Raw genomic sequence first — 24847 nt, 5'->3', positions numbered from 1 at the left:
TTGTTCACTACTGACGTTAGAACCGTCGGGGAGTGAAATCAAAGACCTCGCACCGTGTCGGGAGGACCGCCTGCTGGACGTCGCGGCGGCCCCGGCTACTCGTCGAAGTCCTCCGGCTCGACATCGGCGAGGAACTCGCGGAAGCGCCGCATCTCACTCTCCTCCTCGGCAGTCTCGCCGCCCTCCTCGCCGCCCTCGTTGCCGTCTGCGAGCTGGACGCCCGCCTCCTCGAGCACCGCGTCCGCGCACCAGATGCGGCAGTTCACGCGGAGCGCGACGGCGAGGGCATCCGAGGCCCTGGACTCGACCGTGGTGCCGTCGTCGAAACCCAGCTGGGCGTAGAAGACGCTGTCCTCGACGGCGACGATCGTGGCACTCACCACCTGGCGCCCGAGCGCGTGCACCACGGAGACGAGCAGGTCGTGCGTGAGTGGCCGCGGCGGCACCACATGCTGCTGGGCGAGGGCGATCGCGCTGGCCTCGGCCGTTCCGATCCAGATCGGAAGGTGCCGTTCGCCCTGGGACTCCTTGAGGAGCACGAGGGGCTGGTTGGAAGGCAGCTCGATCCGCACGCCCACAACTTCTACCTCGATCATCAGCCATCCATCCTCGAGATCATCCCGTGGACGAGCGCACGGTGAAGGGTCATGAACAACTCGCTGAGCTCCCGCGCCTCCTCTGCCGCGCGGGCGCGGGACGCGGTGTCCCGGCGCGATGCGCTCGGCGCGACCGCCTGCTCGATCAGGCCGACCTCACGCTCCGCCGCGGTCTGGAAGGGCCGCAGGTGCCGGGGCTCGAGGCCGCGGCCCTCGAGCGCCACACACGTGCGGGCCACGGTCAGGGCGTGGGCGTCGAACCGGCCGTCCTCGACCGTGATCAGCCCGAAGCTCAGCATCGACTCGACGAGCCGCGCGCTCGCACCGGACTCCGCCCGGAGCTGCGCCTCACTCAGCGACCGCGGCCGCGTCGCGGAGAGCTGCGCGCCGAGCTCGTCCGTGACGGGGCGGGGCGCGATGCTCATGCCACCCGGCAGGCTCTCGGGCCGCTCGCCGCGGTCGACCGCGTCGAGGTAGTCCTTGATGACCTTCAGGGGAAGGTACTGGTCACGCTGGAGGGACAGGATGAAGCGCAGCCGTTCAACATCCCCATCGCTGTACTGCCGGTACCCGGAGGGGGTCCGATGCGGCGAGATGAGGCCCTTTTCCTCGAGGAAGCGGATCTTGGACGCCGTCATGGACGGGAAGTCCTCAGCCAACGTGGCCAGGACCTCCCCGATGTTGAGGGCAGAGGATCCCCTCCGCTCGGGCTGGGCTGCTGCCATGCGTCCGCCTCCGTCAGCCGGTGGGCTGCACCGGGCTCTGCGCAGGGCTCGCGTAGAACGTGAGGCGGAACTTGCCGATCTGCACTTCCGAGCCGTTCCGAAGCGTCACCTGGTCTACGCGGTCATGGTTGACGTAGGTGCCGTTGAGGCTGCCCGCATCCACCACCTCGAACCCGTTGCCCGCGCGGCGGAACTCGGCGTGGCGGCGCGAGACCGTCACATCGTCGAGGAAGATGTCGGCGTCCGGGTGGCGGCCAGCCGTGGTGACCTCGGAATCCAGCAGGAACCGGGCCCCCGCGTTCGGGCCGGCGTGGGCGATGAGCAGCGCCGAGCCGTACGGGAGCGCAGCGACCGCTGAGGCCTCTTCTGGGCTCAGCTGCGGCGTCATCGTCGTCTCGCCGTGGATCGGCGGCATCTGGATCGACGTCGTCTCCGACGCAGATTCCTGACGCTGCGTGACCTCGTCGGCGCCGACGTTTCGGCGCTCGTCGCTCACCATCGGTTCCTCCTGGAAGAGTCCTGCTGAAAGTGTCCCGGATTCAGACTTCTACCCTACCTGCTGCTCGTACTGTGCGGCACTGAGCAGCGCGTCCGTCTCGGCCTCGTCGGCCAGGGCGATCTCGAAGAGCCAGCCCTCGCCGTAGGGGTCCGAGTTCACCAGTGCGGGGTCAGCGTCGAGCGCCTCGTTGCGCCCCACGACCTTGCCCGTCACGGGGGCGTAGATGTCGCTGACGCTCTTGGTGGACTCAACCTCGCCCACGACGCCGTTCGCGGTCACCTCGGTGCCGACCTCGGGCATCTGGACGTAGACGACGTCGCCGAGGGCGTCCTGGGCGAAATCCGTGATGCCGACACGCACCACCCCGTCGCCAGGCTCCATCGAGATCCACTCGTGCTCAGCGGTGTAGGACAGCTCCGCGGGGACATTGCTCATGGGGCTCGCCTTTCGTCGACTGCGGGGCCACGGCAGTAACCGTGTCCCCGGGGTGCGGTGTCGGTGAAAGTATAGGCACAACGTTTTGGGCCCTTTCCGACAGCTCGCGCGAGTTTCTGACAGGATGGACACGCAAGGAGACGAACCGTGTCAGGAGGCGTCCCATGCCGGAACTCCCTGAGGTGAATGCGCTGGCGGCGTATCTCGATGATCGCCTCGCCGGCGCGAGCATCGAACGCGTCCAGATCGGCGCGGTGCACGCCCTCAAGACCGCCGATCCGCCCTACACCGCCCTCGTCGGCCGCCGTGTCGACTCAGTGGGGCGGCGCGGCAAGTTCCTCGTGGTGGTGACCACCCCGCCGGACGGCGAGACCGGCGGAGCGGACGACGGCGGGCGAGTCGCCGTCGTCGTGCATCTCGCCCTGGGCGGGTGGGTGAGGCTCCTCGACACCCTGCCGGAAGCGGGAATCCCGCGCGGCAAGGGGTACGTCGCGGCGCGATTCGGGTTCGTGCGGGACGGCGTGGGGAGCGGGCTCGAGCTCACCGAGGCGGGCACGTTCAAGAAGCTCGCGCTGTACATCGTCCGGCGGCTCGAGGACGTGCCCGGCATCGCCGACCTCGGACCCGAGCCCCTCGACGACGCGTTCACGCTCGAGGCCTTCCGGACGATCCTGCGGCACAAGAAGCAGATCAAGGGCCTGCTGCGGGACCAGAAGCTCATCGCCGGGATCGGCAACGCGTACAGCGACGAGATCCTGCACGCGGCGAAGATCTCGCCGTTCGCGATCGCCGCCACGCTCGACGACGAGACGACCGCGCGCCTCTACGATGCGATGCGCAGTGTGCTTGGCGCGGCGCTCGAGGAGGCACTGGGGCGCCCGCCCGAGGAGCTCAAGGACGAGAAGCGGCGCTCCATGCGCGTTCACCGGCGCGCCGGCGAGCCGTGTCCCGTGTGCGGGGACACGATCCTGGAGGTCTCCTTCGCGGACAGTGCCCTCCAGTACTGCCCCACGTGCCAGACCGGCGGCAGGCCGCTCGCGGACAGGCGCACCTCGAAGTTCCTCAAGTAGCGCAGTCCTCGCACGGCGCGCCGCGGCCGAGGCCGGGGTTCACGGGGCCGCGCGCATGTCGCCCGTCTGCACGAACCGCTCGTGCCACGAGAGCGCCTCGCCGAGAAGGTGGGGAGTGTGCTTGCCGTAGCTGTCGCGCAGGGCCCGCTCGAAGTAGTCCGTCAGCGCCGGGCGGTAGTCCGGGTGGGCGCAGTTCGCGATGACGGTCCTGGCGCGCTGCTTCGGCGCGAGCCCGCGCATGTCCGCAAGGCCCTGCTCGGTGATGAGGATCATCGTGTCGTGCTCGGTGTGGTCCACGTGGCTGGCCATCGGCACGATGGCCGAGATCTTCCCGCCCTTTGCCGTGGACGGGGACATGAAGACGCTGAGGAACCCGTTGCGCGCGAAGTCACCGGACCCGCCGATCCCGTTCATGACGCTCGTGCCGGCCACGTGGGTCGAGTTGACGTTGCCGTAGATGTCCGCCTCGATCATCCCGTTGAGGGCGATGCAGCCGAGGCGGCGGATCACCTCGGGATGGTTCGAGATCTCCTGGGTGCGCAGGAGGATCCGCTCGCGGTAGAAGTCGACGTTCTCGGTGAACTCGGCGACCCCGTCCTCGCTGAGCGAGAACGATGTGGCGGACGCGAACCCGATGGTGCCGTCCTTGATCAGGTTGAGCATCCCGTCCTGGATGACCTCGGTGTAGGCGGTGAGGCCCTTGTAGCCGCCCTCGGCGAGCCCCGCGAGCACAGCGTTGGCGATATTCCCGACCCCGGACTGGAGCGGCAGGAGGCGGTCGGTGAGGCGGCCGCGGCGGATCTCGTGGTCGAGGAACTCGAGCAGGTGGCCGGCGATGGCCTTCGAGGCCTCGTCCGGGGCGCTGAACCCGGACAGCCGGTCAGGGGCGTCCGTCTCGACGACCGCGATGACCTTCTCCGGGTCGACGAGAAGGTACGGCTCGCCGATCCGGTCGCCCGGGGCAAGGATCGGCACCGGCTTGCGGTTCGGGGGCAGGGCCGTGCCGTAGTAGACGTCGTGCATGCCCTCCATGCCTGCGGGCTGGCGCGAGTTGACCTCGAGGATGACCTTGCTGGCCATGTCGAGCCACGTCTTGTTGTTGCCCACGGAGGAGGAAGGGATGAGGCGGCCGTCCTCGAGGACCCCCACGACCTCGACGACGGCAAGGTCGACGTCGCCGTAGAACCCGAACCACGTGTGCTGGGCGACGTGGCTCAGGTGGATGTCCATGTAGTCCAGGTCGCCCGCGTTGATCCGCTGGCGCAGCGCCGGATCGGACATGTATGGCAGGCGGAGCTCCATGCCGTCCGCCTTGGCCAGGACGCCGTCAAGCTCCGGGGCCGTCGAGGCGCCTGTGAGGACCTTGATCTTGAAGTCCTCCCCCGCCGCGTGGGCTGCCTCCATGTGCATCGCAAGGGCACCCGGGACCGCCTTGGGGTACCCCGCGCCGGTGAAGCCGCTCATGGCCACGGTCATGCCCGGCCGGATCAGGGCCGCCGCCTCGTCGGCGCCCATCAGCTTTCTCAGCATTCCCTCGTGGCGGATTCGCTCGTGCACGTCGGCCTCTCCTGTACCTCGCTCGCGCGCGGGCCGCGTCGCCCACGCCGAAGATCACTCTATTGCCCTTCCGGGCGATTGCCGCGAGCGAGGAGGAGCGTCGGCACGAGGCCGAGGCCGAGCTGGGCGCGCGGGAACCCCACGACGGCCTGACGCGAAGGGCGGACGCGGCGGCGTCAGATCCGCTCGAGGAAGGCCAGTACCCGGTCCATGGCGAGCGAGGCCGCGGCGGAGTCGAATCCCGGCTGGGTCGGATCCGCGAAGTAGTGGGCGCTGGCCGGGTAGAGGAACAGCTCTGCGTCCTGCGCGCCGTCTACGATGGCGCGGGCGGCGTCGACGTCGCCCTCCTCCATGAAGATCGGGTCCTGCTCGGCGCCGTGCACCTGGAGCGGCAGCGCGGGGGGCCATGCGCCGCCGAACTCCTCGGGCGGGACGCACGAGTAGAAGAAGACGGCGCCGCGCGCCCCGGCACGTGTCTGGGCGAGCTTCTGCGCGGGCAGCACTCCGAGGGAGAAGCCCAGGTACACGAGGTTCTGCGGGAGGCCCGACGCCGCGCGCTCGCCTCGGGCGAGCACCTCGCCGAAGCCGACCTCCCGCGCGTGCGCCACGCCGTCCTCGATAGTGGCGAAGGTGCGGCCTTCGAAGAGGTCCGGGGTCGTGACGGTGTGGCCGTTGGCCTGGAGCGTCTCGGCGAACTCCGCGATGCCAGAGGTGAGCCCGAGGGCGTGGTGGAACAGGAGGATGTCTGCCATCCCGCCACGCTAGCGACCCGGCAGGTGTCCCGGCCAGAGGTCGGGACGTCCCAATCAGGGGACCTTCAGGTGCGACACTCGCGGGAGGTGCGGGGCGGGGTCGTCAGGCGATCGGATCTCCCTCTACCGGGCCCTCGGTGTTCGGCTTCCAGCCCAGCTCGGGCGCGACGTGCTTCGCGAACGACTCGAGGATGTGCAGGTTGTACTCGACTCCGAGCTGGTTCGGGACCGTGAGCATCACGGTATCCGCGGCCATGACGGCCGAGTCCCCCTTGAGCTGCTCGACGAGGTCGTCCGGCTCGCCGGCATAGGTCTTGCCGAAGGTCGACTGGAAGCCGTCGATGGTACCGATCTGGTCTCCGTCCGTGCGCATCCCGAAGTACATCGCGTCCTTGGAGTTCACGATCGGGAAGATGCTCCGGCTCACGGAGATCCGCGGCGGGCGGGTGTGGCCGGCCGCCTTGTACGCGGCACGGTAGGCCTCAATCTGCTCGTGCTGGAGCTCGTGGAACGGGACGCCGGTGGCCTCCGTGAGAAGGGTCGAGCTCATGAGGTTCAGGCCCCGCTCCGCGGTCCACTCTGCCGTGGCGCGTGTGCCGCTGCCCCACCAGATGCGGTCCCGCAGGCCGGGCGAGTGCGGCTCGATGGGGAGCAGCGTCCCGGCCGGCGCCTGGCGCGGATCGGCGGGCGCGATGCCATCGCCGTCGATCGCCTTGAGGAACAGCTCGAACTTCTCGCGGGCGAGGTCCGCGCCGCGGGGGTCCTGCGAGCCGGTGTACCCGAACGCCTCGTAGCCGCGGAGGGCGGGCTCGGGCGAGCCGCGGCTCACGCCGATGGCGATGCGGCCGGCGCTGATGATGTCGAGGGCAGCTAGCTCCTCGGCGAGGTAGAGGGGATTCTCGTACCGCATGTCGATGACGCCTGTGCCGACCTCGATGCGCCGCGTCCTGGCCGCGATCGCCGCGAGCAGCGGCACGGGCGAGGCCTGCTGGGGCGCGAAATGGTGGACTCGGAAGTACGCGCCGTTGACGCCGAGCTCGTCTGCTCCGACGCCGAGGTCCACCGCCTGACGGATCATGTCCGCGGCGGTGCCGGTCTGCGAACCGCGCATCGGCGCATAGTGTCCGAACGAGAGGAATCCAAAGGCTTTCACACCCGCGTCAACTGCATGCATCTGCATGTTATTCCGGGCCTTCGCTACTCCCCGGGCGTGTCGACGCCGGGTAACCTACGCTTCATGCGGTCGGTGTCGCACGGAACCACCTCCGGGGGCAGGGCTGAGTCCCCGATGGGCGCGACACCGCAGCGCGACGTCAGGGTCGACCGGCTGCGGGGCGTCCTCGTGGTCCTCATGGTGGCCGGCAACTTCGGCATCGGGGTGCAGTTCGTGCCCGCGTTCCTCAAGCACACGCCGGACGTCGGGCTGACCGTCGCCGATCTGGTTGCCCCCTGCTTCGTCTTCGCGATCGGGATCAACTTCGGCCCGTCGTTCGCCCGGCGGAGGCGCAAAAGCACGACGGCGGCCTACCGGCACCTCCTGCTGAGGTACTTGAGCCTGCTGGGGATCGGGGCGATCATCACGGCGGGCGGCACCGTCGTCGCGGCCGAGCCCACCGACTGGGGCGTGCTGCAGGCACTCGGGATGGCCGGACTGATCTGCCTGATCTTCATCAGGCTCGGCACGGCGGCACGCTTCGCCGTCGGGCTGCTGCTGCTCGCGGCGTACCAGTACATGGTGGACGCGTTCGCGCTGCAGACCGTCCTCTCCTCGATCCAGGGCGGCTTCCTCGGATCCCTCTCCTGGGGTGCGCTGCTCGTGCTCTCGACGGCTGTCGCAGACGTCTGGCGCAAGGGGCTCGTACCGTACGGGGTGCTGTGTGCGGCGCTTGCCGCGCTCGCGGTCGCGTCGACGCTCGTTGCCCCCGTGAGCAAGAACCGCGTGTCCCTGAGCTATGTGCTGATCTCCCTGGCAGTGAGCGCCGTGGCCTTGCTCCTGGTCGACATCGGTTCACGCACCGTTCCCCGGAACCCCGGGGTCTTCTGCTGGTGGGGCGAGAACGCACTGGCCCTCTACCTCCTGCACCTGCTGCTCCTCGCGCTCGTCGTCCTGCCCGGGATCCCGGGGTGGTACGCCGACGCGCCCGCCTGGCTCGCACTCCTCGAGCTCGCGATCATCCTCGCGATCTTGACGGGGGTCGCGTGGTGGCTGCACCGTCGCACGATCCGGATCGGGCTCTGACGCCGATCAGCCGAAGCAGTGGCCCGGTTCGAGGTCACCACGAACCACGGTGGCGCCGCGGGCTGAGCGCGGTGGGTGAGGCGAGCGATTCGGAGTCAACAGTCAGCCCGTCGCACCCATCAGCAGCCGGAACTCCTCGCCGACGGCATGGACGAGCCGGTCCGCGTCTGGCAGTGAGTCGGCGTCAGCGGTGATGCCGACGGTGAGCCTGCCCGCATAGCTGACCATCGCCGAGGTGGCGCGGACGTCAAGCGCCACGGGAACGTACGGGATGAAGTCAAGCACGCGCCTTCCGCCAAGGAACTGTGTCTGCGGCGGACCCGGGATGTTGGTCGCGGCGACGTTCACCCGGCCCTGACGCGACCGGCCGTACAGCCTCGAGGCCCAGGCGAGCAGCGGGGCCGGCACGTGGTCTGCCGCAGCCACGAAGGCCGCCGTCGCGTCCGCGACGGCTCGCGACTTCTGCACGGCGGTGCGCGCGGTGACGGCGGCAAGCCTGGCCCGCGCGTCGGGAAGGTCCACGGGCAGTTCCACGAACATCGCCGAGGCGAGATTCCGGCGTCGTCCGCCTGAGGCGGTCGTACGGTGGCCGACCGGGACGATGGCACGGAGCACGGTCCCCGCGAGAGGCTCGCCACGGTCGAGCAGGAACCTGCGGTAGGCTCCCGCGAGCGCCGCGAGGTAGACGTCGTTGACGGTGCAGCCTGCTTCCTTGGCCGTCCGGGCCACGGCGCCGAGGTCCGCGTCGGCCCAGCCCCACGACCGCCGGGGACCCAAAGGACCCGAGAGGACCGAAGGCGGCAGGTCGGGCCGCACGACCTGGGCCAGCCCGAACCGGATCTGCTTCACCCGACGGAGCGCCTCGGACGGCGACGCCGCGAAGCGCCCGAGCAACCGGACGGCACGGAGCGGTAGGCGCGCGAGCCACCCGAGGAGGTCCCCGAAGAGCTGGAGGCGCAACGGTGCCGGCAGGGCGTCGGAGACGACCGGGGGCAGGGGCGGCGCGTCCCGACCGTCCGCCAGGAGTGCCTGCACGAGGTCGATTCCCGACTGTCCGTCGATCATGGTGTGGTGCGACTTGGCGAGCACCGCCCACCGGCCATTGTCGAGTCCACCGACCTGCCAGACCTCCCAGAGGGGCCGATCCGGATCCAGTCGGGGGCCCATGATGCCGGACACTGCCTCCCGAAGGCGACGGGCGTCCCCCGGTGTCCCGAGGACCACGTGGTGCACGTGGTCGGCCCCCCGGAAGCGGGCGTCATCCACCCAGATCGGCCGTCCGAGCTCGAGTGGCATCCTGAGCACCTTCCGCCGCAAGATGGGCACCGCGGCCACTCGTGCGGCAACGAGGTCGCTGAACTCGGCAGGGCCCGGCTCGGGCCCTCCGAGGATCAGCACCGAACCCACGTGCAACGACTGGGTGTCGCTCTCCACGGCCAGGAACATCGAGTCGAGTGCGCTGAGTCGGTCCCTCACTGCGCCGCCGTCCGCGGCAGTGCGACAACCTGCCGGTACTTGCCGCTGCGAGGAGTCCGTTCCGGCGCTGCCGGGGAGAGCGCGACGCCGACGTTTGGGAGTCCCTGGTCTGCCAAAAACACGCGCAGGTTCTCGAGTGCGCTCACCGCGGTTCCTTCGCCAGCTCCTTGCTTCAGTTCCAGCCTCAGCTCGAGGGACACTGGGCCGGTCTGGACGAGCTGGCTGTTCCGGACACCGGGCGTCTCATCGAGGATGGAGGCGACGGCGAGCGGAAGGACACTCACCGTCCTGCCATCGTCGGTCCGCAGGTGGAGGACGTCGTCGCACCTGCCGTGGACGCGGATCGCAGGGAAGGGGCTACCGCACTCGCAGGGGTCCCGCCGCGCCACGACCGAGTCGCCAAGGTCGTATCGGATGAGTGGCTGGACCCGGTTGGCCAGGTTCGTCAGGAGTACCGAGTGCGACGGCTCCCCCGAGGGTGTCGGGGACATGTCTGCCTGCACGGGCTCGAGGACAACCCAGTCGCTGTTCACGTGCAGCCACCCCCGATCGCAGTCGACCGCCATGATGAGGAACTCGGAGGCTGCGTACGCTTCGTGCAGTGATCCTCCCAGGCCGGCCTCGATCCGAGCATGGCTCGCCTGGTCGATCGACTCGCCTGCCAGCTCCACGAGCACTGGCGACACCCGAAGGCGTCCGGCCGCCTTCTCCTCGGACAGCAGTTCCAGAATGCTCGGATAGCCGGTAATAGCGGCCGGGTCGAACGCGTTGAGCTCGGCGACGAGAGCGCCCAGCGGCTGCTGGATGGAGAACACGCGGAACGACCGTCGCCGCCACGGATCCCGTCGGCGCTGCATTTCCATCCATCCCTCGCCCGCGAAGTGTCCGCCGGTTCCGACCACTGCTGCCCATCGGCCGCGGCGGCGCAGCATCTGGAGCCACTGACTCCCCGAAAAGCCACGCAAGATCGAGCCGGAGGCTGAGAGCCTGATAGACGGCGAGCGCGCCGGGATCATGGACGAAGAGTCCGGGGTGGCCGGTCGTGCCCGAGGTCGAGCAGACGAAGTACCGGTCCAGAAAGGCCGCCCCGGCGAGGCCGGGGTCGGACTTGAAGGCTTCGACGCCGGCCAGCGTCACCCTCGGGTCGGTCACCCAGTCGTCGAAGGCCGCCATGAGGTCCGACTTCGTGACCGCGGGGAAGCCGCCCAGCGCGACGGGCCTGTGGGGCAGATCTCCGCAGTGCGGCAGATCCCTGTACAAGCGCCGATAGTACGGAGACCCTGTCCGCGCCCACGCCACGAGCTCTGAGAGGCGCGCGTCTCGGCGTCGTGCCAGACCGGAAGGCCCGTCCCTGCTGGCCCGGAGCACGTCCACCACGGTGCGCGCCGTCGCAAGAGGTCTGGCCACGTCACCTCCACCTCGAACCGGGTCCAGCGGCGTGGGGCCGCGGACAACCGACAGCACGATTCTGACAGGGAGTCCGCCCGTGGTCGCCGGGGCCACGCCGCCACGACAAAGGGCCTGACCTGCATGATGCAGGTCAGGCCCCGTTCGTCGGGCTGACAGGATTTGAACCTGCGACCCCTTGACCCCCAGTCAAGTGCGCTACCAAGCTGCGCTACAGCCCGAACATCGCCGGCCGTTCTCGCTCTCGCGCCCGGCCAAGCAACCGCTCCAGCATATCCGACGACGGGCGATCCCGCGAATCGAGGGAGCCCCGGCGAGCCTGCTTTGAATCGTTCCCGCGAGGGGATATAGGCCTGCCGGCAGCGCACGTGTGGACTATACGTAGGGCTCGGTGACGGCGTTTCCGCGGGTTGACGTCCGGATGGCGAATCCTTGGATGATGCCCATGAGCGGTGCGAGCCGCCTTGCCTTCCCCGAGCTCAGGCGTTGGTCTGCGCGAGGCCGTCGGAACGCTCGGTCACGCTGGGCACCTGCCCGGTGCTCACGTCGACGGGCGGGGTCAGCATCGACGCGGCCGAGTGCTCTGCCGAATAGGCCAGGAACCCCAGGTGTGCCTCGTACCGGTCGATCACATCGTCGATGACCTGCTGCCGGCTCACGCCCATGAGGTCGTACCCCTCTGAGCCGGTCTGTGTGAACACCTCGAGGCGGAAGTAGACGTCCTCCTCGGGATTCACGCGGCCGCCGTATATGGGGACGAGGGCCTCGACGGCCGCGACCTGGTAGTGGAAGCTGCGGTACTCGTCCATGCCGACCACGAGGGTGTGCGTGGGGATGCCGGTGACCTCGTCGGGCGCCGAGATGAGGCTGGCCGCGTACCCCTGCCTCGTGAACTCGGCCGCGACGTCCTCGAGCGCAGGCTGAACCGTGCGCTCCATGAACTGGGCCACCGACCTCTTCGAGGGGTAGGCCCGGAGTCCGGCGAGCCTCTGGCGCCAGCTGCGCTCGGGGACGGATCCGCCGCTGGCCGCCGTCGTCTTGCGCCTGAGGACATGCCCCTCGCGTTCGGCCCGCTCCATCCGGAGCGCCTTCGAGAACGAAGCCATCACGAGGTAGGCGATGATCGTCACCGGCAGGGCGAAGATGAGCGTGGCGTACTCCATCGTGGTCACCCCGCCCGCCACGAGCATGGCCACCGTGAGGACCGCTGTCAGCACCGCCCAGAAGATGCGCAGCCACTTCGCCCCGTCCTGGCCCGGGTTCGGGATGGAGGAGGAGAAGTTGGACATGACCATGGCACCGGAGTTCGCGCTCGTGAGATAGAACAACAGGCCCGAGATCGTGGCCAGACCGATGAGGAAGGGTGCTCCCGGGAACATCTGCAGCAGCGCATACCAGCCCTGTTCTGGGCTGTCGATGGCGAGCTTCGCGAAGTCCATGTTGCCGTGCATCACCTCGGACAAGGCGCTGTTGCCGAAGATCGCCACGATGAGCAAGTCGCACAGCACCGGCGCGGTGACGGCCGCGATGACGAACTCGCGCAGCGTCCGGCCGCGGGAGATGCGTGCCAGGAACAGGCCCACGAACGGGCCCCACGCGAGCCAGAACGCCCAGAAGAACAGGGTCCAGACGGCCATCCACGAGGAGCCGCCGTCCTGGTAGGCGAAGGTCTGCAGCGTGCGCTCCGGGAGCGTGGCCACGAACCGGCCGATGTTCTCGACCGTCGCGTTGAGCACGAACGAGGTCTGCCCTGTCACCAGGATGTAGAGCAGGAGCGCGCCGGCGCTCCACAGGTTCAGCTCCGAGATGAGCCGGATGCCCTTGTCCACACCGGAGGTGCAGGCCGCGATGGTCATGGCCACGGCAACAACAACGAGCGCGATCTGCAGGCCCAGCCCCTGCTCAAGGCCGAAGATGAGCGAGAAGCCAACGTTGAGGAGCACCACGCCGATCCCCATCGACGTCGCGACGCCGAACACGGTGCCGACGAGCGCGAAGATGTCGATTGCGTCTCCGATCGCCCCGCGGACCCGCTTGCCCAGCAGGGGGTAGAGCGCGGCGCGGATCGAGAGCGGCATGCCCCACCGGTACGCGAAGTAGCCCATGGCCATCCCCAGCAGCGCATACATCGCCCACCCGGCGATCCCGTAGTGGAACATCGTCCACACGACGGCGTCCTGGGCCGCCTCCGGGGTCTGTCCGGCGCCCGACGGCGGCGACATGTACTGCGTGATCGGTCCGGTGACCGAGTAGAACAGCATGTCGATCCCGACCCCCGCGGCGAACAGCATCGCGACCCACGTGAACAGGCCGTACTGCGGGCGCGAGTGGTCCGGCCCGAGCCGGACCTTGCCCTCCTTGGACAAGGCGACCCAGAGCACGAACACGATCACGATCGTCACGGTCAGCACGTAGAACCAGCCGAGGTTCGTGGCGATCCACTCCACCATGGTGTGCAGGGTGTCAGCGGCACCTGCCGGGATGACCATGGCCCAGATGGAGAAGGCCAGGATGATGGCGGAGGAGATGATGAACACCCTCCAGCGGACCCGGGGTCCTCGACTCTCCGCGAACTCGGCGGGGCCCCTGCTCAGCTCGCGGCTGGAGACCGGGGGCCTGCCCTCGTCGCCGCCTGCACGCCGGCGGATCGTTCCGCCGAGGCTGCTGCGTTCGATCGCCGCCTTCGGCGGCTCGTTGTCGATGCCCTGAATGTCCGCTGCTTCCCTCATTCATCCTCCTGATCTGTGGCAGGACGCCAGAGACCGGAGCCAGCGCGCGGAAGCACCCTCGCTTGTCGACAAACGGATACACAGACAGTCCACTATGACCAAGGACGTCCTACCAACCTATCCAGTATAGTCCTCCCCCACGCACGACGGCGGTGACGCCCCCCGCGTGGGTGCGTCACCGCCGTCGTGCGTTGCCTTCGCTGGGCTCCGCCCAGCCCCGTCGCAGGGCTACTTCTTCTTCGCGCGGCGCTCCCTCACGCGCATGCTGATCTCGATCGGCGTGCCCTCGAAGCCGAACGTCTCGCGCAGGCGACGCGTGATGAAGCGGCGGTACCCCGGGTCGAGGAAGCCGGTGGTGAACAGCACGAACTTCGGCGGGCGGCTCTGCGCCTGGGTGCCGAACAGGATGCGCGGCTGCTTGCTTGCCGCCGCGGACGGGGTGCGGGTGCGCGGCGACGAGCTCGCCGAGGAACGCGTTGAGCCGGCCGGTGGGGATGCGGGTGTCCCAGCCGGCGAGCGCCTTCTCGAGGGCGGGCACGAGGCGGTCCTTGTGCCAGCCGGTCTTGGCGGAGATGTTCACGCGCGGGGCCCACTCGACGTGCGCGAGGTCCTTCTCGATCTCGCGCTCGAGCCAGCGGCGCCGCTCGTCATCCATGAGGTCCCACTTGTTGAACGCGATGACGAGCGCGCGGCCCGACTCGATCGCGAGCGCGAGGATGCGCACGTCCTGCTCGGAGAGCACCTCGTCTGCCCCGAGGAGCACGACGGCGACCTCCGCCTTCTCGAGCGCGGCCTGCGTCCGGAGGGACGCGTAGTACTCGGCCCCCTGGGCCATGTGCTGGCGGCGGCGGATGCCGGCCGTGTCGACGAAGCGCCATGTCTTCCCGCCGAGCTCGATGTACTCGTCGATGGGATCACGCGTGGTGCCGGCGAGCTCGTTCACGACGGCGCGCTCGGAGCCGGCGAGCTTGTTCAGGAGCGAGGACTTGCCCACGTTGGGCCGCCCGATGAGCGCGACGCGACGCGGCCCGCCGGTGCGCTCGACCCCGGCGATCGCCGAGAACTCCGGCAGCACCTCAAGCGCGGCGTCGAGCAGGTCCGCGACCCCGCGCCCGTGGAGGGCCGAGACCGGGTAGGGCTGGCCGAATCCCAGGCCCCACAGGGCGGAGGCGTCCGCCTCCTGGGCGAAGTCGTCCACCTTGTTGGCCACGAGCAGCACGGGCTTCTTGGACTTGCGCAGCATGCGCATCACGAGCTCGTCGGTCGCCGTGGCACCCACGGTCGCGTCGACGACGAAGAGCACCGCGTCCGCCATGCTCACGGCGATCTCCGCCTGCTCGGCGACCATCGCGTGGATGCCCTTGGCGTCGTGCTCCCAGCCGCCGGTGTCCACGAGGGTGAACTTGCGCCCGTTCCACTCGCCCGGGTAGGAGACCCGGTCCCGGGTGACGCCCGGGACGTCCTCGACCACGGCCTCGCGGCGGCCGAGGATGCGGTTCACGAGCGTGGACTTGCCCACGTTCGGCCGACCGATGATGGCCAGGACCGGGTCCATGCGGGCGGGCGTATCGGCGTCCCACTCCTCCGCCTCGCCGGCGAGCAGCGCGGCGTCGTCCTCGTCGAGGTCATAGTCCGCGAGGCCCGCCCGCAGGGTCGCGGCGCGCAGGTCCGCCTCGGCGTCGTCCATCGACGCGAGGTGCTCGGCGACCTCGTCGGAGCCCTCGGGGACGTACTCGTCGTTCCCGTTCTCCTCGGCGGCCCCCGAGGACGCGGTGTCCAGGGATTCGGTCATTGATGTCTCCTTGAAAGTCTTTCGGCCGGGGCGCTCACGCGCCGGCCGGGCGGCTCACGGCCGCGTGCACGACGCCGAGCACGGCGTCGATGGTCTGGTCGAAGTCGAGGTCGGACGAGTCCACGGTGAACACGCCGTCCGCGGCTTGGGTGAAGCTCGCGACTGTCGAGTCCTTGGCGTCCCGCGCCACGACCTGTTCGTGCAGCTGCTCAGCGCTCTGCGTCCCGCCGAGCTGGGCACCGCGTCGGCGCAGGCGGGCCGCCTCGGAGGCCGTGAGCAGGAGCCGCACCTCGGCATCGCGCGCCACGACCGTGGTGATGTCCCGGCCCTCGACCACCATGCGGCGGCCGTGCGCGGCGATGATCGCGCGCTGGCGGCGGATCAGCTCGTCCCGCACGCCGAGGTTGGTCGCGACGGCGCTCACCGCCGTCGAGATCCGCGGTTCACGGATGGCATCGGTGACGTCGGCACCGCGCACGAGGATGCGCTCGGCGTCGGGGCTCGTGCTCAGTCCGAGGTCCAGACCGCGCGCCGCGGCCTCCACGGCCCCGCCGTCGGCGAGGTCTACGCCCCGCTCGAGGCAGTCCCACGCGACTGCGCGGTACATCGCACCCGTGTCCAGGTATGCGAGCCGGAGCCGCCGGGCGACCTCCTTGGAGACACTCGACTTCCCCGAGCCGGAGGGCCCGTCGATCGCGACGACGAGCGGCCGGCCCAGCCGCAGGGGCTCGGCGCCCGCCACCGGCGTGTACCTGACCGACGTCCCCTGGGCCGTGCTCTGGGAATTCAGCTCGCTCATTGCAGTACCCGCCATCCGCGCTCCTCCAGTTCCGCTACCAGTGCATCGTGCTTGCTCGGAAGCACGGAGATCTCCACCATGCCCACGTTCCGCCCCGACGAGTGGTCGAGGCGCAGGTCCTCGAGGTTGACCCCGATCTCGCCGATCTCCGTGAGGAGCTTGGCGATCTGGCCAGGCCGGTCGTCCACCAGGACGGTCAGCCACGCGAACGCCTGCGGCGGGCCGCCGTGCTTGCCCGGGATCCGGGCCACACCGGCGTTGCCCTCGCTCATGAGCTGGGCCATGTCCAGCCGCGCGCCGGGCGCCTTCGGGGCCTCGAGCGTGCGGATGAGCCGCGCGACGTCCTCCTGCACACCGTACAGGTGCTCGACGATCTTGTCCGCGTTCGCGCCGAGGATCTGGACCCACAGGCCCGGATCGCTCGCCGCGATGCGCGTCGTGTCCCGCAGGCCGTTGCCCGCAAGCGCGAGGAGGCGCAAGTCGGTCCCCTGCAGCCGCGAGGCCAGCAGCGAGGACATGACCTGCGGGAGGTGGCTCACGAGCGCCACCGCCTCGTCGTGCTCGCCGGCGTCGAACTCGACGACGTTGCCGCCCAAGTCCGCGCCGAGCGCCTTGGCGAGGCGAACGGCGTCGGGCGCCGACTCCCGCGCGGCACAGACCACCCACGGCATCGACGTGAACAGCTCGCCGCGCGCGGCGACCGGGCCGGACTTCTCGCGGCCGGCCATGGGGTGGGTGCCGACGTACCGGCTCAGGTCGGCACCCCGCGCGCGCAGCTCGGCGAGGATTGAGCCCTTCACGCTCGCGATGTCGACGACGACGGCGCGCGGCCACCGCTTGAGGGCGTGCGCCACGACGTCCGCCGTCACGTCCGGTGGCGCGGCGACGACGACGAGCTCAGGCTGGGCTCCGCGGTCCGCTTCCAGTTCGGCCACCGGCCGTCCGGCGCCGATGTCGACGGCGACCGCCTGGTTGGTGGGTGACGTGTCCTCGAGGAAGACGGGGACGCCGCGGTGCTCGAGCCCGAGACCGATGCTCGTACCGAGGAGGCCCGTGCCGATCACGACCACGGGGCCGTGCAGGTGCGTTGCAGACATGCGTGTCCCCCGGCCTAGAGGCCGACCGCGGCCATGAGGTGGCCGATCTCCTGCTTGCCGAGCCTGCGGACGGTGCCCTGCTTCTGGTCGCCGAGCCCGATCGGCCCGATCTTGGCACGCACGAGGCGCTGGACGGGGAACCCGACCGCGTCGAACATGCGGCGCACGATCCGGTTCTTGCCGGAGTGGAGCACGACCTCGACGAGGACGAATCCAGGTGTCGAGTCGACGAGCCGAAACGAGTCCACCTTCGCGAGTCCGTCCTCGAGCTCGACGCCGCGGCGCAGCTCGGCGCCCACGCCCTGCGGCATGGGGCCACGGACCTGGACGACGTACGTCTTGGGCACCTCGTAGGAGGGGTGCGTGAGGCGGTTGGCCAGCTCGCCGTCGTTCGTCAGGAGGAGGAGGCCCTCGGTGTTCGTGTCGAGCCGGCCGACGTGGAACAGCCGCTCGGGCGTTCCGGGGCGCAGGTAGTCCGAGATGCACGGGCGCCCCTCGGGGTCATCCATCGTGGAGACGACACCACGGGGCTTGTTGAACGCCATGTAGACGAGGTGCTCGTTGGTCTGGACCCGCACGCCGTCCACGTGGATCACGTCCGTCTCGGGGTTCACGCGCGTGCCGAGCTCGGTGACGACCTGCCCGTTGACCTCGACCCGGCCCTCGGCGATGAGCTCCTCGCACACGCGCCGCGACGCGACGCCAGCGTTGGCCATGACCTTCTGGAGCCGCACGCCGTCCTCGGACATCTCGGCCCGGGTGCGCGGCTCGTGCCGCGGGAGGGGCGCGGGCGCCCTGCGCTCGCCGGCCGGACGGTCCGGCCGCGCCGGGCCGAGGTTCCGTCCGAAGCGCTCATTCGCGAACGGCGCCGCGCCGGTGCCCTTCGGCTGGGGCCGCTCGCCGCGCTTGCGCTGAGGTGACTTCGGCGCACCCTTCGCGCCGCCTCGCGCGGCAGTGCCGCGCGAGGCGCTGCTGCTGTTCCTACTGTTCTTGTCCCTGCGGGGGTCTCCCCCATTGCGTGGTGAACCCTGGCGTCCCGCCTGTGCCATAACCATTGCCTCTGCAGTATGAAGCAGCCCCATACGGGCTGCGGTTGAGAAGTGAGAAGGGCGAATGCCCCCATCAAGGATACCGGATAGGCCTACGGCAGACCGCGCCGAGGGCATTCCCGCTCCGGCCAGTGCCGGAGGTCACGCCGCCGGAACCATGCCGTCGCGTCCATCGCTCAAGGAGGCCACGGGGTTGAGGAACAGATCAGCGACCGCCGCGACCGGGCCGGGTTTCGTCGACGAATGCCGCGGTCGTTTCCGCCAACCAGTGGGCACCGGCCGGTCCCAGCGGGAACGTGTGCCCGCCGTCGAACCACTCGAGCCGAGAATGTGGGATGCCGTCGCGCAGTTCGGTAGCGAACGCTCGGGGCGCAATGCGGTCGCGCGTGCCGTGAGCGATCAGGGTGGGTGCGAAAATCAGCGCCAGGTCGCCTCGCAGGTCGATCCCCTGTGAGGCGAGACGCTGCCTGCGGAATGCGCAATACGGCTGCGGATACCTGCCCTTGCCGACGGGAACCCGCGGCACGGTACTCATCAGCACGTCGTTCGCGAAGGACCTTCGGACCCGCGCTCCGCCGCCGACCAGTACGAGCCGTGACACAAGTTCGGGCCTCCGGAGCGCGAGGGCGAGGGCAATCCGGCTGCCGAGCGAGATTCCCATCACGGCTGCCGGTCCGAGGCGCGAGCGCAGGAGTCCCGATGCGCCGCCGCCCATCCGCTCCAAGCTGTACTGCTCGTCGGGCCTGTCAGACCGTCCCGCACCGAGGTTGTCCACGGCCGTCACACTGAAACGCTGCGCAAGCGCCTCGACGAGGGGTCCGAGCTCGCTGATGTCGATCGCGAGCCCGGGGATGAGCACCAATGCGCCGCCCGCGCCGCGCTGCTCGAAGTACGGTCACCGCCCTCCCCCACCGCCGCCGGACCGCGACATCGCTCGCCTGCTTCGGCTCAGCAGTCTGCTAATTATGTATTGGGTATCTGCTTAGGTGAAGTGGCTATGGCAACCCAGGACGACGGTTCGGCTCGGGACCGCTGCCGAACTGGGGGCGGACATTTCACCTCCGGCTGGCCCGATCCCTCGGGCAAGACTGGACGGTGTTCGCAGAGAGGGCTGCCCCGCCGGCTTTCGGGCGGTCGAACTATGCCCGGCCTGTTTGGGTTACGGCGTATTCCGTCGTCGCAGCAGGGACTCGAACTCCTCCAATGAGACGGTGTCCGCACGGTCTACGTCCAATTCGTCCTCGACCGTGACCGTTGCTCGGTCAGCGTCGAGCAACACGTTGACCGTGTTGTAGGTGAAATACCGTTGGCCGGACTTCATCTGCCCAATCGCGCTGAGCAACTCAGATCGGACGTCGTCGTCTGCCTCGTGGATCAGGAATTCTTCGAGCAGGGTCTGCATTGTCAGGGAACCGCCGGGGGGAACGCGGGTGTTGCGCTGGAGTTGGGGGACCCGCCCGATCTCAACTCGAGCCCAAGCCGATCTCGCGCGTAGCCGACCATGCCGAGCACGTTTGGCTCAGGGATCCCTGTCGTTGCGCTAAGCGGCGGTAACGATGCCATGCGCGCAGCCTACTTCCCGTACCAATCGCGTCAAGTGTCAATGGCAAGTTTGGCGACCACCGAGCACTGCCTGACGTCCGACTTCAGTCTGCGCGTGTGGGTCATTCGGCATGGGAGATGACGAGGTCCTTCAGGGGTGCGGGGTCAGTATTCGTGGCCTGCTGGAGCAGCCGGTAGAAGAGCAGCCCGCGGCTGCTGGAGGTGCGGCGGTTGAAGCGGAACGTGAACTCGTCGAGGTAGTAGGCCAGCTGTTCCCGCGAGATGCCCTGGTGCAGGGTTCCGTCTATCCAGCGCTTGAGCTGGGAGGCGGCCATGTGGACCGCTGGCATGTTCACGTGCGCCGGGATGTCCGAGCCGAGCTGGGTGAAGTACTCGTGCTGGTAGCCCAGGTCGGCGAAGCGCCGCAGCTGCCTTGCCCCGTCGGTGCGGATCGTCGAGCCGGGTGCGACGACGCGCTGGCCGAACTTCACCAAAGCGAGCCTGCGGTCGGGCGGACCGGGCTCGAGGCGGATGCGTCCGATCCGGTTGTGGTCCAGGTGCTCGGCGGCGATCAGGACCGAGATCTTGTCGGACCCGAGTCCGGGCATGTCTCGGTGGACCCCGCCGATGAAGCTTTCGTCGACCTCGACCAGCCCGGAGAGCATCTCCCGCTCGGGCCGGACCATGGCGCGGCGGAGCTTGTGCATCCACACCCACGCCGTCTCATAGGACTTTAGCCCCAGGACGCGTTGGAGGCCGAGGGCGGATACGCCGTTTTTCTGCGAGGTCACGAACCACACCGCCGCGAACCATGTCCTCAGCGGTGTGCGGGTGCGGTCGAAGATCGTCCCGGCCGTCACGGACGTCCGGCGCGAGCACGCCTTGCACATCCACAGTCCGGCACCGGTGCGCCAGAACTCGCGGCCGCCGCACTTGGGGCACACGAATCCGCCCGGCCAGCGCAGCCTCGCAAGGTACTCGAAGCACGCCTCATCGGTGCCGAACCAGTCCTGGAACTGGCCGAACGTCTTGGGGTAGTCCACCCCGGCACGAGGCATCTGCGGCGACAAATCGGCCATAGCTCAGCGTACTTCAGCCAAGCAGATACCCAATAATTATGTATTGGGTATCTGCTTAGGTGAAGTGGCTATGGCAACCCAGGACGACGGTTCGGCTCGGGACCGCTGCCGAACTGGGGGCGGACATTTCACCTCCGGCTGGCCCGATCCCTCGGGCAAGACTGGACGGTGTTCGCAGAGAGGGCTGCCCCGCCGGCTTTCGGGCGGTCGAACTATGCCCGGCCTGTTTGGGTTACGGCGTATTCCGTCGTCGCAGCAGGGACTCGAACTCCTCCAATGAGACGGTGTCCGCACGGTCTACGTCCAATTCGTCCTCGACCGTGACCGTTGCTCGGTCAGCGTCGAGCAACACGTTGACCGTGTTGTAGGTGAAATACCGTTGGCCGGACTTCATCTGCCCAATCGCGCTGAGCAACTCAGATCGGACGTCGTCGTCTGCCTCGTGGATCAGGAATTCTTCGAGCAGGGTCTGCATTGTCAGGGAACCGCCGGGGGGAACGCGGGTGTTGCGCTGGAGTTGGGGGACCCGCCCGATCTCAACTCGAGCCCAAGCCGATCTCGCGCGTAGCCGACCATGCCGAGCACGTTTGGCTCAGGGATCCCTGTCGTTGCGCTAAGCGGCGGTAACGATGCCATGCGCGCAGCCTACTTCCCGTACCAATCGCGTCAAGTGTCAATGGCAAGTTTGGCGACCACCGAGCACTGCCTGACGTCCGACTTCAGTCTGCGCGTGTGGGTCATTCGGCATGGGAGATGACGAGGTCCTTCAGGGGTGCGGGGTCAGTATTCGTGGCCTGCTGGAGCAGCCGGTAGAAGAGCAGCCCGCGGCTGCTGGAGGTGCGGCGGTTGAAGCGGAACGTGAACTCGTCGAGGTAGTAGGCCAGCTGTTCCCGCGAGATGCCCTGGTGCAGGGTTCCGTCTATCCAGCGCTTGAGCTGGGAGGCGGCCATGTGGACCGCTGGCATGTTCACGTGCGCCGGGATGTCCGAGCCGAGCTGGGTGAAGTACTCGTGCTGGTAGCCCAGGTCGGCGAAGCGCCGCAGCTGCCTTGCCCCGTCGGTGCGGATCGTCGAGCCGGGTGCGACGACGCGCTGGCCGAACTTCACCAAAGCGAGCCTGCGGTCGGGCGGACCGGGCTCGAGGCGGATGCGTCCGATCCGGTTGTGGTCCAGGTGCTCGGCGGCGATCAGGACCGAGATCTTGTCGGACCCGAGTCCGGGCATGTCTCGGTGGACCCCGCCGATGAAGCTTTCGTCGACCTCGACCAGCCCGGAGAGCATCTCCCGCTCGGGCCGGACCATGGCGCGGCGGAGCTTGTGCATCCACACCCACGCCGTCTCATAGGACTTTAGCCCCAGGACGCGTTGGAGGCCGAGGGCGGATACGCCGTTTTTCTGCGAGGTCACGAACCACACCGCCGCGAACCATGTCCTCAGCGGTGTGCGGGTGCGGTCGAAGATCGTCCCGGCCGTCACGGACGTCCGGCGCGAGCACGCCTTGCACATCCACAGTCCGGCACCGGTGCGCCAGAACTCGCGGCCGCCGCACTTGGGGCACACGAATCCGCCCGGCCAGCGCAGCCTCGCAAGGTACTCGAAGCACGCCTCATCGGTGCCGAACCAGTCCTGGAACTGGCCGAACGTCTTGGGGTAGTCCACCCCGGCACGAGGCATCTGCGGCGACAAATCGGCCATAGCTCAGCGTACTTCAGCCAAGCAGATACCCAATAATTATGTACTAACTAGAATTCGATAGCTGTGGATTTCATCGAAGGTATCTATTGGGTATCTGCTTAGGTGAAGTGGCTATGGCAACCCAGGACGACGGTTCGGCTCGGGACCGCTGCCGAACTGGGGGCGGACATTTCACCTCCGGCTGGCCCGATCCCTCGGGCAAGACTGGACGGTGTTCGCAGAGAGGGCTGCCCCGCCGGCTTTCGGGCGGTCGAACTATGCCCGGCCTGTTTGGGTTACGGCGTATTCCGTCGTCGCAGCAGGGACTCGAACTCCTCCAATGAGACGGTGTCCGCACGGTCTACGTCCAATTCGTCCTCGACCGTGACCGTTGCTCGGTCAGCGTCGAGCAACACGTTGACCGTGTTGTAGGTGAAATACCGTTGGCCGGACTTCATCTGCCCAATCGCGCTGAGCAACTCAGATCGGACGTCGTCGTCTGCCTCGTGGATCAGGAATTCTTCGAGCAGGGTCTGCATTGTCAGGGAACCGCCGGGGGGAACGCGGGTGTTGCGCTGGAGTTGGGGGACCCGCCCGATCTCAACTCGAGCCCAAGCCGATCTCGCGCGTAGCCGACCATGCCGAGCACGTTTGGCTCAGGGATCCCTGTCGTTGCGCTAAGCGGCGGTAACGATGCCATGCGCGCAGCCTACTTCCCGTACCAATCGCGTCAAGTGTCAATGGCAAGTTTGGCGACCACCGAGCACTGCCTGACGTCCGACTTCAGTCTGCGCGTGTGGGTCATTCGGCATGGGAGATGACGAGGTCCTTCAGGGGTGCGGGGTCAGTATTCGTGGCCTGCTGGAGCAGCCGGTAGAAGAGCAGCCCGCGGCTGCTGGAGGTGCGGCGGTTGAAGCGGAACGTGAACTCGTCGAGGTAGTAGGCCAGCTGTTCCCGCGAGATGCCCTGGTGCAGGGTTCCGTCTATCCAGCGCTTGAGCTGGGAGGCGGCCATGTGGACCGCTGGCATGTTCACGTGCGCCGGGATGTCCGAGCCGAGCTGGGTGAAGTACTCGTGCTGGTAGCCCAGGTCGGCGAAGCGCCGCAGCTGCCTTGCCCCGTCGGTGCGGATCGTCGAGCCGGGTGCGACGACGCGCTGGCCGAACTTCACCAAAGCGAGCCTGCGGTCGGGCGGACCGGGCTCGAGGCGGATGCGTCCGATCCGGTTGTGGTCCAGGTGCTCGGCGGCGATCAGGACCGAGATCTTGTCGGACCCGAGTCCGGGCATGTCTCGGTGGACCCCGCCGATGAAGCTTTCGTCGACCTCGACCAGCCCGGAGAGCATCTCCCGCTCGGGCCGGACCATGGCGCGGCGGAGCTTGTGCATCCACACCCACGCCGTCTCATAGGACTTTAGCCCCAGGACGCGTTGGAGGCCGAGGGCGGATACGCCGTTTTTCTGCGAGGTCACGAACCACACCGCCGCGAACCATGTCCTCAGCGGTGTGCGGGTGCGGTCGAAGATCGTCCCGGCCGTCACGGACGTCCGGCGCGAGCACGCCTTGCACATCCACAGTCCGGCACCGGTGCGCCAGAACTCGCGGCCGCCGCACTTGGGGCACACGAATCCGCCCGGCCAGCGCAGCCTCGCAAGGTACTCGAAGCACGCCTCATCGGTGCCGAACCAGTCCTGGAACTGGCCGAACGTCTTGGGGTAGTCCACCCCGGCACGAGGCATCTGCGGCGACAAATCGGCCATAGCTCAGCGTACTTCAGCCAAGCAGATACCCAATAGGTATCTTCTAAGATTGAGGCATGGCGGAGGTATCGCGGTGGGGACCATGGGCGGAGGAGTCCGAGCCACTGCCCGACGCGCCGGCGCCTGATGACCCGGTGCTATCCGAACCGGTGCCTGATGACCCCGCCGGGGACCTCTTCGCCGAGTGCCCCGAGCCGCCGGAGCCGGGAATCCTCGATGACGACACCGCTGACCGCGATGCCTTTGAGGCAAGTTGGTGGGACCGCAACGGGGAAGCGCTCGTTGCGCAACGGGACGATGATGACGATGAGGCCGACCTGCGCGAGCTCGCTGCCCTCTGGAACGAGAACCCTGGCGGTGTCCGGGTCCGGCACACTCCCGGTCCGGACGCCCTGGAGTACGCCGCGCTGCTCGTGCGCGCACTCGAGCGGGCACGAGGCGACCCAGGCCCGCCTCGACGCGGGCCGAGTCTGGATGACGGCCGAACTCGTCAAGTCACTGGGCGGGGCGGCTCCCGACCCCATCGCCCGTCTCGAGGCCCCGGGCCTGGCGGCCTCGGAGATCGCCGCAGCC

23 protein-coding genes, 1 tRNA gene and 1 pseudogene are annotated in these 24847 nt (G+C 68.6%); 2 read left to right on the top strand and 23 right to left on the bottom strand.

The annotated features are described in order from the left end of the window. Window positions 1-95 precede the first annotated feature (95 nt). From SCMU_RS08675 to gcvH, 4 genes are read right to left on the bottom strand one after another with little or no spacing between them, the layout of a single operon-like run. Window positions 96-596, bottom strand: a complete 501-nt coding sequence (locus SCMU_RS08675) for a bifunctional nuclease family protein (protein ID WP_229232584.1) — start codon at window positions 594-596, stop codon at window positions 96-98. Next, entirely contained in the window at window positions 596-1321 is a 726-nt protein-coding gene (gene ftsR, locus SCMU_RS08670; RefSeq protein WP_229232583.1) for a transcriptional regulator FtsR, read from the bottom strand. The genes SCMU_RS08675 and ftsR overlap by 1 nt, the downstream gene beginning before the upstream one ends. Before the next feature lie 13 nt (window positions 1322-1334). Then, entirely contained in the window at window positions 1335-1820 is a 486-nt protein-coding gene (locus tag SCMU_RS08665; protein WP_338027598.1) for an FHA domain-containing protein, read from the bottom strand. Window positions 1821-1868: 48 nt separating this feature from the next. After that, on the bottom strand, window positions 1869-2255 hold the full coding sequence (gene gcvH / locus SCMU_RS08660) for a glycine cleavage system protein GcvH (protein ID WP_229232581.1): 387 nt from the start codon (window positions 2253-2255) through the stop codon (window positions 1869-1871). Window positions 2256-2419: 164 nt separating this feature from the next. Between gcvH and SCMU_RS08655 the strand changes: the two genes are divergently transcribed. Next, the gene (locus SCMU_RS08655; protein ID WP_229232580.1) at window positions 2420-3325 is read left to right on the top strand and encodes an Fpg/Nei family DNA glycosylase; all 906 of its coding nucleotides are present in this window, start codon (window positions 2420-2422) and stop codon (window positions 3323-3325) included. Between the two features lie 39 nt (window positions 3326-3364). On the opposite strand, the gene scpC is transcribed toward SCMU_RS08655, so the two are convergent. The 3 genes from scpC to SCMU_RS08640 form a co-directional block, all read right to left on the bottom strand. Continuing rightward, window positions 3365-4882, bottom strand: coding sequence for a succinyl-CoA:acetate CoA-transferase ScpC (scpC, locus tag SCMU_RS08650; RefSeq protein WP_443020250.1), 1518 nt, complete (start codon window positions 4880-4882; stop codon window positions 3365-3367). A 176-nt stretch (window positions 4883-5058) separates the two neighbouring features. Continuing rightward, on the bottom strand, window positions 5059-5634 hold the full coding sequence (locus SCMU_RS08645) for a dienelactone hydrolase family protein (protein ID WP_229232579.1): 576 nt from the start codon (window positions 5632-5634) through the stop codon (window positions 5059-5061). Window positions 5635-5737: 103 nt separating this feature from the next. Next, window positions 5738-6787: an LLM class flavin-dependent oxidoreductase gene (locus tag SCMU_RS08640; RefSeq protein ID WP_229232980.1), complete on the bottom strand. Its 1050-nt coding sequence runs from the start codon at window positions 6785-6787 to the stop codon at window positions 5738-5740. A gap of 135 nt (window positions 6788-6922) precedes the next feature. Here SCMU_RS08640 and SCMU_RS08635 point away from each other — a divergent pair, with 135 nt between their 5' ends. Then, the gene (locus SCMU_RS08635) at window positions 6923-7873 is read left to right on the top strand and encodes a heparan-alpha-glucosaminide N-acetyltransferase domain-containing protein (protein ID WP_229232578.1); all 951 of its coding nucleotides are present in this window, start codon (window positions 6923-6925) and stop codon (window positions 7871-7873) included. A gap of 102 nt (window positions 7874-7975) precedes the next feature. Here SCMU_RS08635 and SCMU_RS08630 read toward each other — a convergent pair whose 3' ends face one another. The 16 genes and pseudogenes from SCMU_RS08630 to SCMU_RS08555 form a co-directional block, all read right to left on the bottom strand. Continuing rightward, window positions 7976-9349 (bottom strand): wax ester/triacylglycerol synthase family O-acyltransferase, encoded by a 1374-nt coding sequence (locus SCMU_RS08630; protein ID WP_229232577.1) that lies wholly within the window; start codon window positions 9347-9349, stop codon window positions 7976-7978. Next, a complete protein-coding gene (locus tag SCMU_RS08625) occupies window positions 9346-10206 on the bottom strand; it encodes a hypothetical protein (protein WP_229232576.1) in 861 nt (286 codons plus the stop codon). The genes SCMU_RS08630 and SCMU_RS08625 overlap by 4 nt, the downstream gene beginning before the upstream one ends. A 697-nt stretch (window positions 10207-10903) precedes the next feature. Beyond that, window positions 10904-10977 (bottom strand) — tRNA-Pro (locus SCMU_RS08620). A gap of 258 nt (window positions 10978-11235) precedes the next feature. Then, entirely contained in the window at window positions 11236-13485 is a 2250-nt protein-coding gene (gene betT, locus SCMU_RS08615) for a choline BCCT transporter BetT (RefSeq protein WP_229232575.1), read from the bottom strand. 228 nt (window positions 13486-13713) lie between these two features. Beyond that, window positions 13714-15172 (bottom strand): annotated as a pseudogene (der, locus tag SCMU_RS08610) (ribosome biogenesis GTPase Der). A gap of 139 nt (window positions 15173-15311) precedes the next feature. Continuing rightward, window positions 15312-16091 carry a (d)CMP kinase gene (gene cmk, locus SCMU_RS08605; RefSeq protein WP_229232574.1) on the bottom strand — a complete coding sequence of 260 codons (780 nt, stop codon included), beginning with the start codon at window positions 16089-16091 and terminating at the stop codon, window positions 15312-15314. Beyond that, window positions 16073-17173 carry a prephenate dehydrogenase gene (locus SCMU_RS08600; protein WP_229232573.1) on the bottom strand — a complete coding sequence of 367 codons (1101 nt, stop codon included), beginning with the start codon at window positions 17171-17173 and terminating at the stop codon, window positions 16073-16075. The genes cmk and SCMU_RS08600 overlap by 19 nt, the downstream gene beginning before the upstream one ends. 14 nt (window positions 17174-17187) lie before the next feature. Next, window positions 17188-18222: a pseudouridine synthase gene (locus SCMU_RS08595; protein ID WP_229232979.1), complete on the bottom strand. Its 1035-nt coding sequence runs from the start codon at window positions 18220-18222 to the stop codon at window positions 17188-17190. Window positions 18223-18427: 205 nt separating this feature from the next. Further along, window positions 18428-19081 (bottom strand): alpha/beta fold hydrolase, encoded by a 654-nt coding sequence (locus tag SCMU_RS08590; protein ID WP_229232978.1) that lies wholly within the window; start codon window positions 19079-19081, stop codon window positions 18428-18430. A 300-nt stretch (window positions 19082-19381) separates the two neighbouring features. Then, entirely contained in the window at window positions 19382-19624 is a 243-nt protein-coding gene (locus SCMU_RS08585; RefSeq protein ID WP_229232572.1) for a hypothetical protein, read from the bottom strand. A gap of 262 nt (window positions 19625-19886) precedes the next feature. Next, window positions 19887-20843, bottom strand: coding sequence for an IS1595 family transposase (locus SCMU_RS08580; protein WP_229232571.1), 957 nt, complete (start codon window positions 20841-20843; stop codon window positions 19887-19889). A gap of 232 nt (window positions 20844-21075) precedes the next feature. Beyond that, window positions 21076-21318 carry a hypothetical protein gene (locus SCMU_RS08575; RefSeq protein ID WP_229232572.1) on the bottom strand — a complete coding sequence of 81 codons (243 nt, stop codon included), beginning with the start codon at window positions 21316-21318 and terminating at the stop codon, window positions 21076-21078. Between the two features lie 262 nt (window positions 21319-21580). Beyond that, on the bottom strand, window positions 21581-22537 hold the full coding sequence (locus SCMU_RS08570; RefSeq protein WP_229232571.1) for an IS1595 family transposase: 957 nt from the start codon (window positions 22535-22537) through the stop codon (window positions 21581-21583). 275 nt (window positions 22538-22812) lie between these two features. Further along, on the bottom strand, window positions 22813-23055 hold the full coding sequence (locus SCMU_RS08565; protein ID WP_229232572.1) for a hypothetical protein: 243 nt from the start codon (window positions 23053-23055) through the stop codon (window positions 22813-22815). 262 nt (window positions 23056-23317) lie between these two features. Then, window positions 23318-24274: an IS1595 family transposase gene (locus tag SCMU_RS08560; protein ID WP_229232571.1), complete on the bottom strand. Its 957-nt coding sequence runs from the start codon at window positions 24272-24274 to the stop codon at window positions 23318-23320. A 137-nt stretch (window positions 24275-24411) separates the two neighbouring features. Continuing rightward, window positions 24412-24768: a hypothetical protein gene (locus tag SCMU_RS08555; protein ID WP_229232570.1), complete on the bottom strand. Its 357-nt coding sequence runs from the start codon at window positions 24766-24768 to the stop codon at window positions 24412-24414. Window positions 24769-24847: the final 79 nt, after the last annotated feature.

The organism is Sinomonas cyclohexanicum (assembly GCF_020886775.1).
Taxonomy (GTDB): domain Bacteria; phylum Actinomycetota; class Actinomycetes; order Actinomycetales; family Micrococcaceae; genus Sinomonas; species Sinomonas cyclohexanicum.
The sequence above is the reverse complement of the archived record's forward strand: the minus strand, read 5'-3'. Positions and strand labels throughout refer to the sequence as shown.

Coding starts and splice junctions, on each gene's coding strand:
- SCMU_RS08675 (WP_229232584.1), bottom strand. CDS start 596: ATGATCGAGGTAGAAGTTGTGGGCGTGCGGATCGAGCTGCCTTCCAAC.
- ftsR (WP_229232583.1), bottom strand. CDS start 1,321: ATGGCAGCAGCCCAGCCCGAGCGGAGGGGATCCTCTGCCCTCAACATC.
- SCMU_RS08665 (WP_338027598.1), bottom strand. CDS start 1,820: ATGGTGAGCGACGAGCGCCGAAACGTCGGCGCCGACGAGGTCACGCAG.
- gcvH (WP_229232581.1), bottom strand. CDS start 2,255: ATGAGCAATGTCCCCGCGGAGCTGTCCTACACCGCTGAGCACGAGTGG.
- SCMU_RS08655 (WP_229232580.1), top strand. CDS start 2,420: ATGCCGGAACTCCCTGAGGTGAATGCGCTGGCGGCGTATCTCGATGAT.
- SCMU_RS08645 (WP_229232579.1), bottom strand. CDS start 5,634: ATGGCAGACATCCTCCTGTTCCACCACGCCCTCGGGCTCACCTCTGGC.
- SCMU_RS08635 (WP_229232578.1), top strand. CDS start 6,923: ATGGGCGCGACACCGCAGCGCGACGTCAGGGTCGACCGGCTGCGGGGC.
- SCMU_RS08625 (WP_229232576.1), bottom strand. CDS start 10,206: ATGCAGCGCCGACGGGATCCGTGGCGGCGACGGTCGTTCCGCGTGTTC.
- betT (WP_229232575.1), bottom strand. CDS start 13,485: ATGAGGGAAGCAGCGGACATTCAGGGCATCGACAACGAGCCGCCGAAG.
- cmk (WP_229232574.1), bottom strand. CDS start 16,091: ATGGCGGGTACTGCAATGAGCGAGCTGAATTCCCAGAGCACGGCCCAG.
- SCMU_RS08600 (WP_229232573.1), bottom strand. CDS start 17,173: ATGTCTGCAACGCACCTGCACGGCCCCGTGGTCGTGATCGGCACGGGC.
- SCMU_RS08595 (WP_229232979.1), bottom strand. CDS start 18,222: ATGGCACAGGCGGGACGCCAGGGTTCACCACGCAATGGGGGAGACCCC.
- SCMU_RS08585 (WP_229232572.1), bottom strand. CDS start 19,624: ATGCAGACCCTGCTCGAAGAATTCCTGATCCACGAGGCAGACGACGAC.
- SCMU_RS08580 (WP_229232571.1), bottom strand. CDS start 20,843: ATGGCCGATTTGTCGCCGCAGATGCCTCGTGCCGGGGTGGACTACCCC.
- SCMU_RS08575 (WP_229232572.1), bottom strand. CDS start 21,318: ATGCAGACCCTGCTCGAAGAATTCCTGATCCACGAGGCAGACGACGAC.
- SCMU_RS08570 (WP_229232571.1), bottom strand. CDS start 22,537: ATGGCCGATTTGTCGCCGCAGATGCCTCGTGCCGGGGTGGACTACCCC.
- SCMU_RS08565 (WP_229232572.1), bottom strand. CDS start 23,055: ATGCAGACCCTGCTCGAAGAATTCCTGATCCACGAGGCAGACGACGAC.
- SCMU_RS08560 (WP_229232571.1), bottom strand. CDS start 24,274: ATGGCCGATTTGTCGCCGCAGATGCCTCGTGCCGGGGTGGACTACCCC.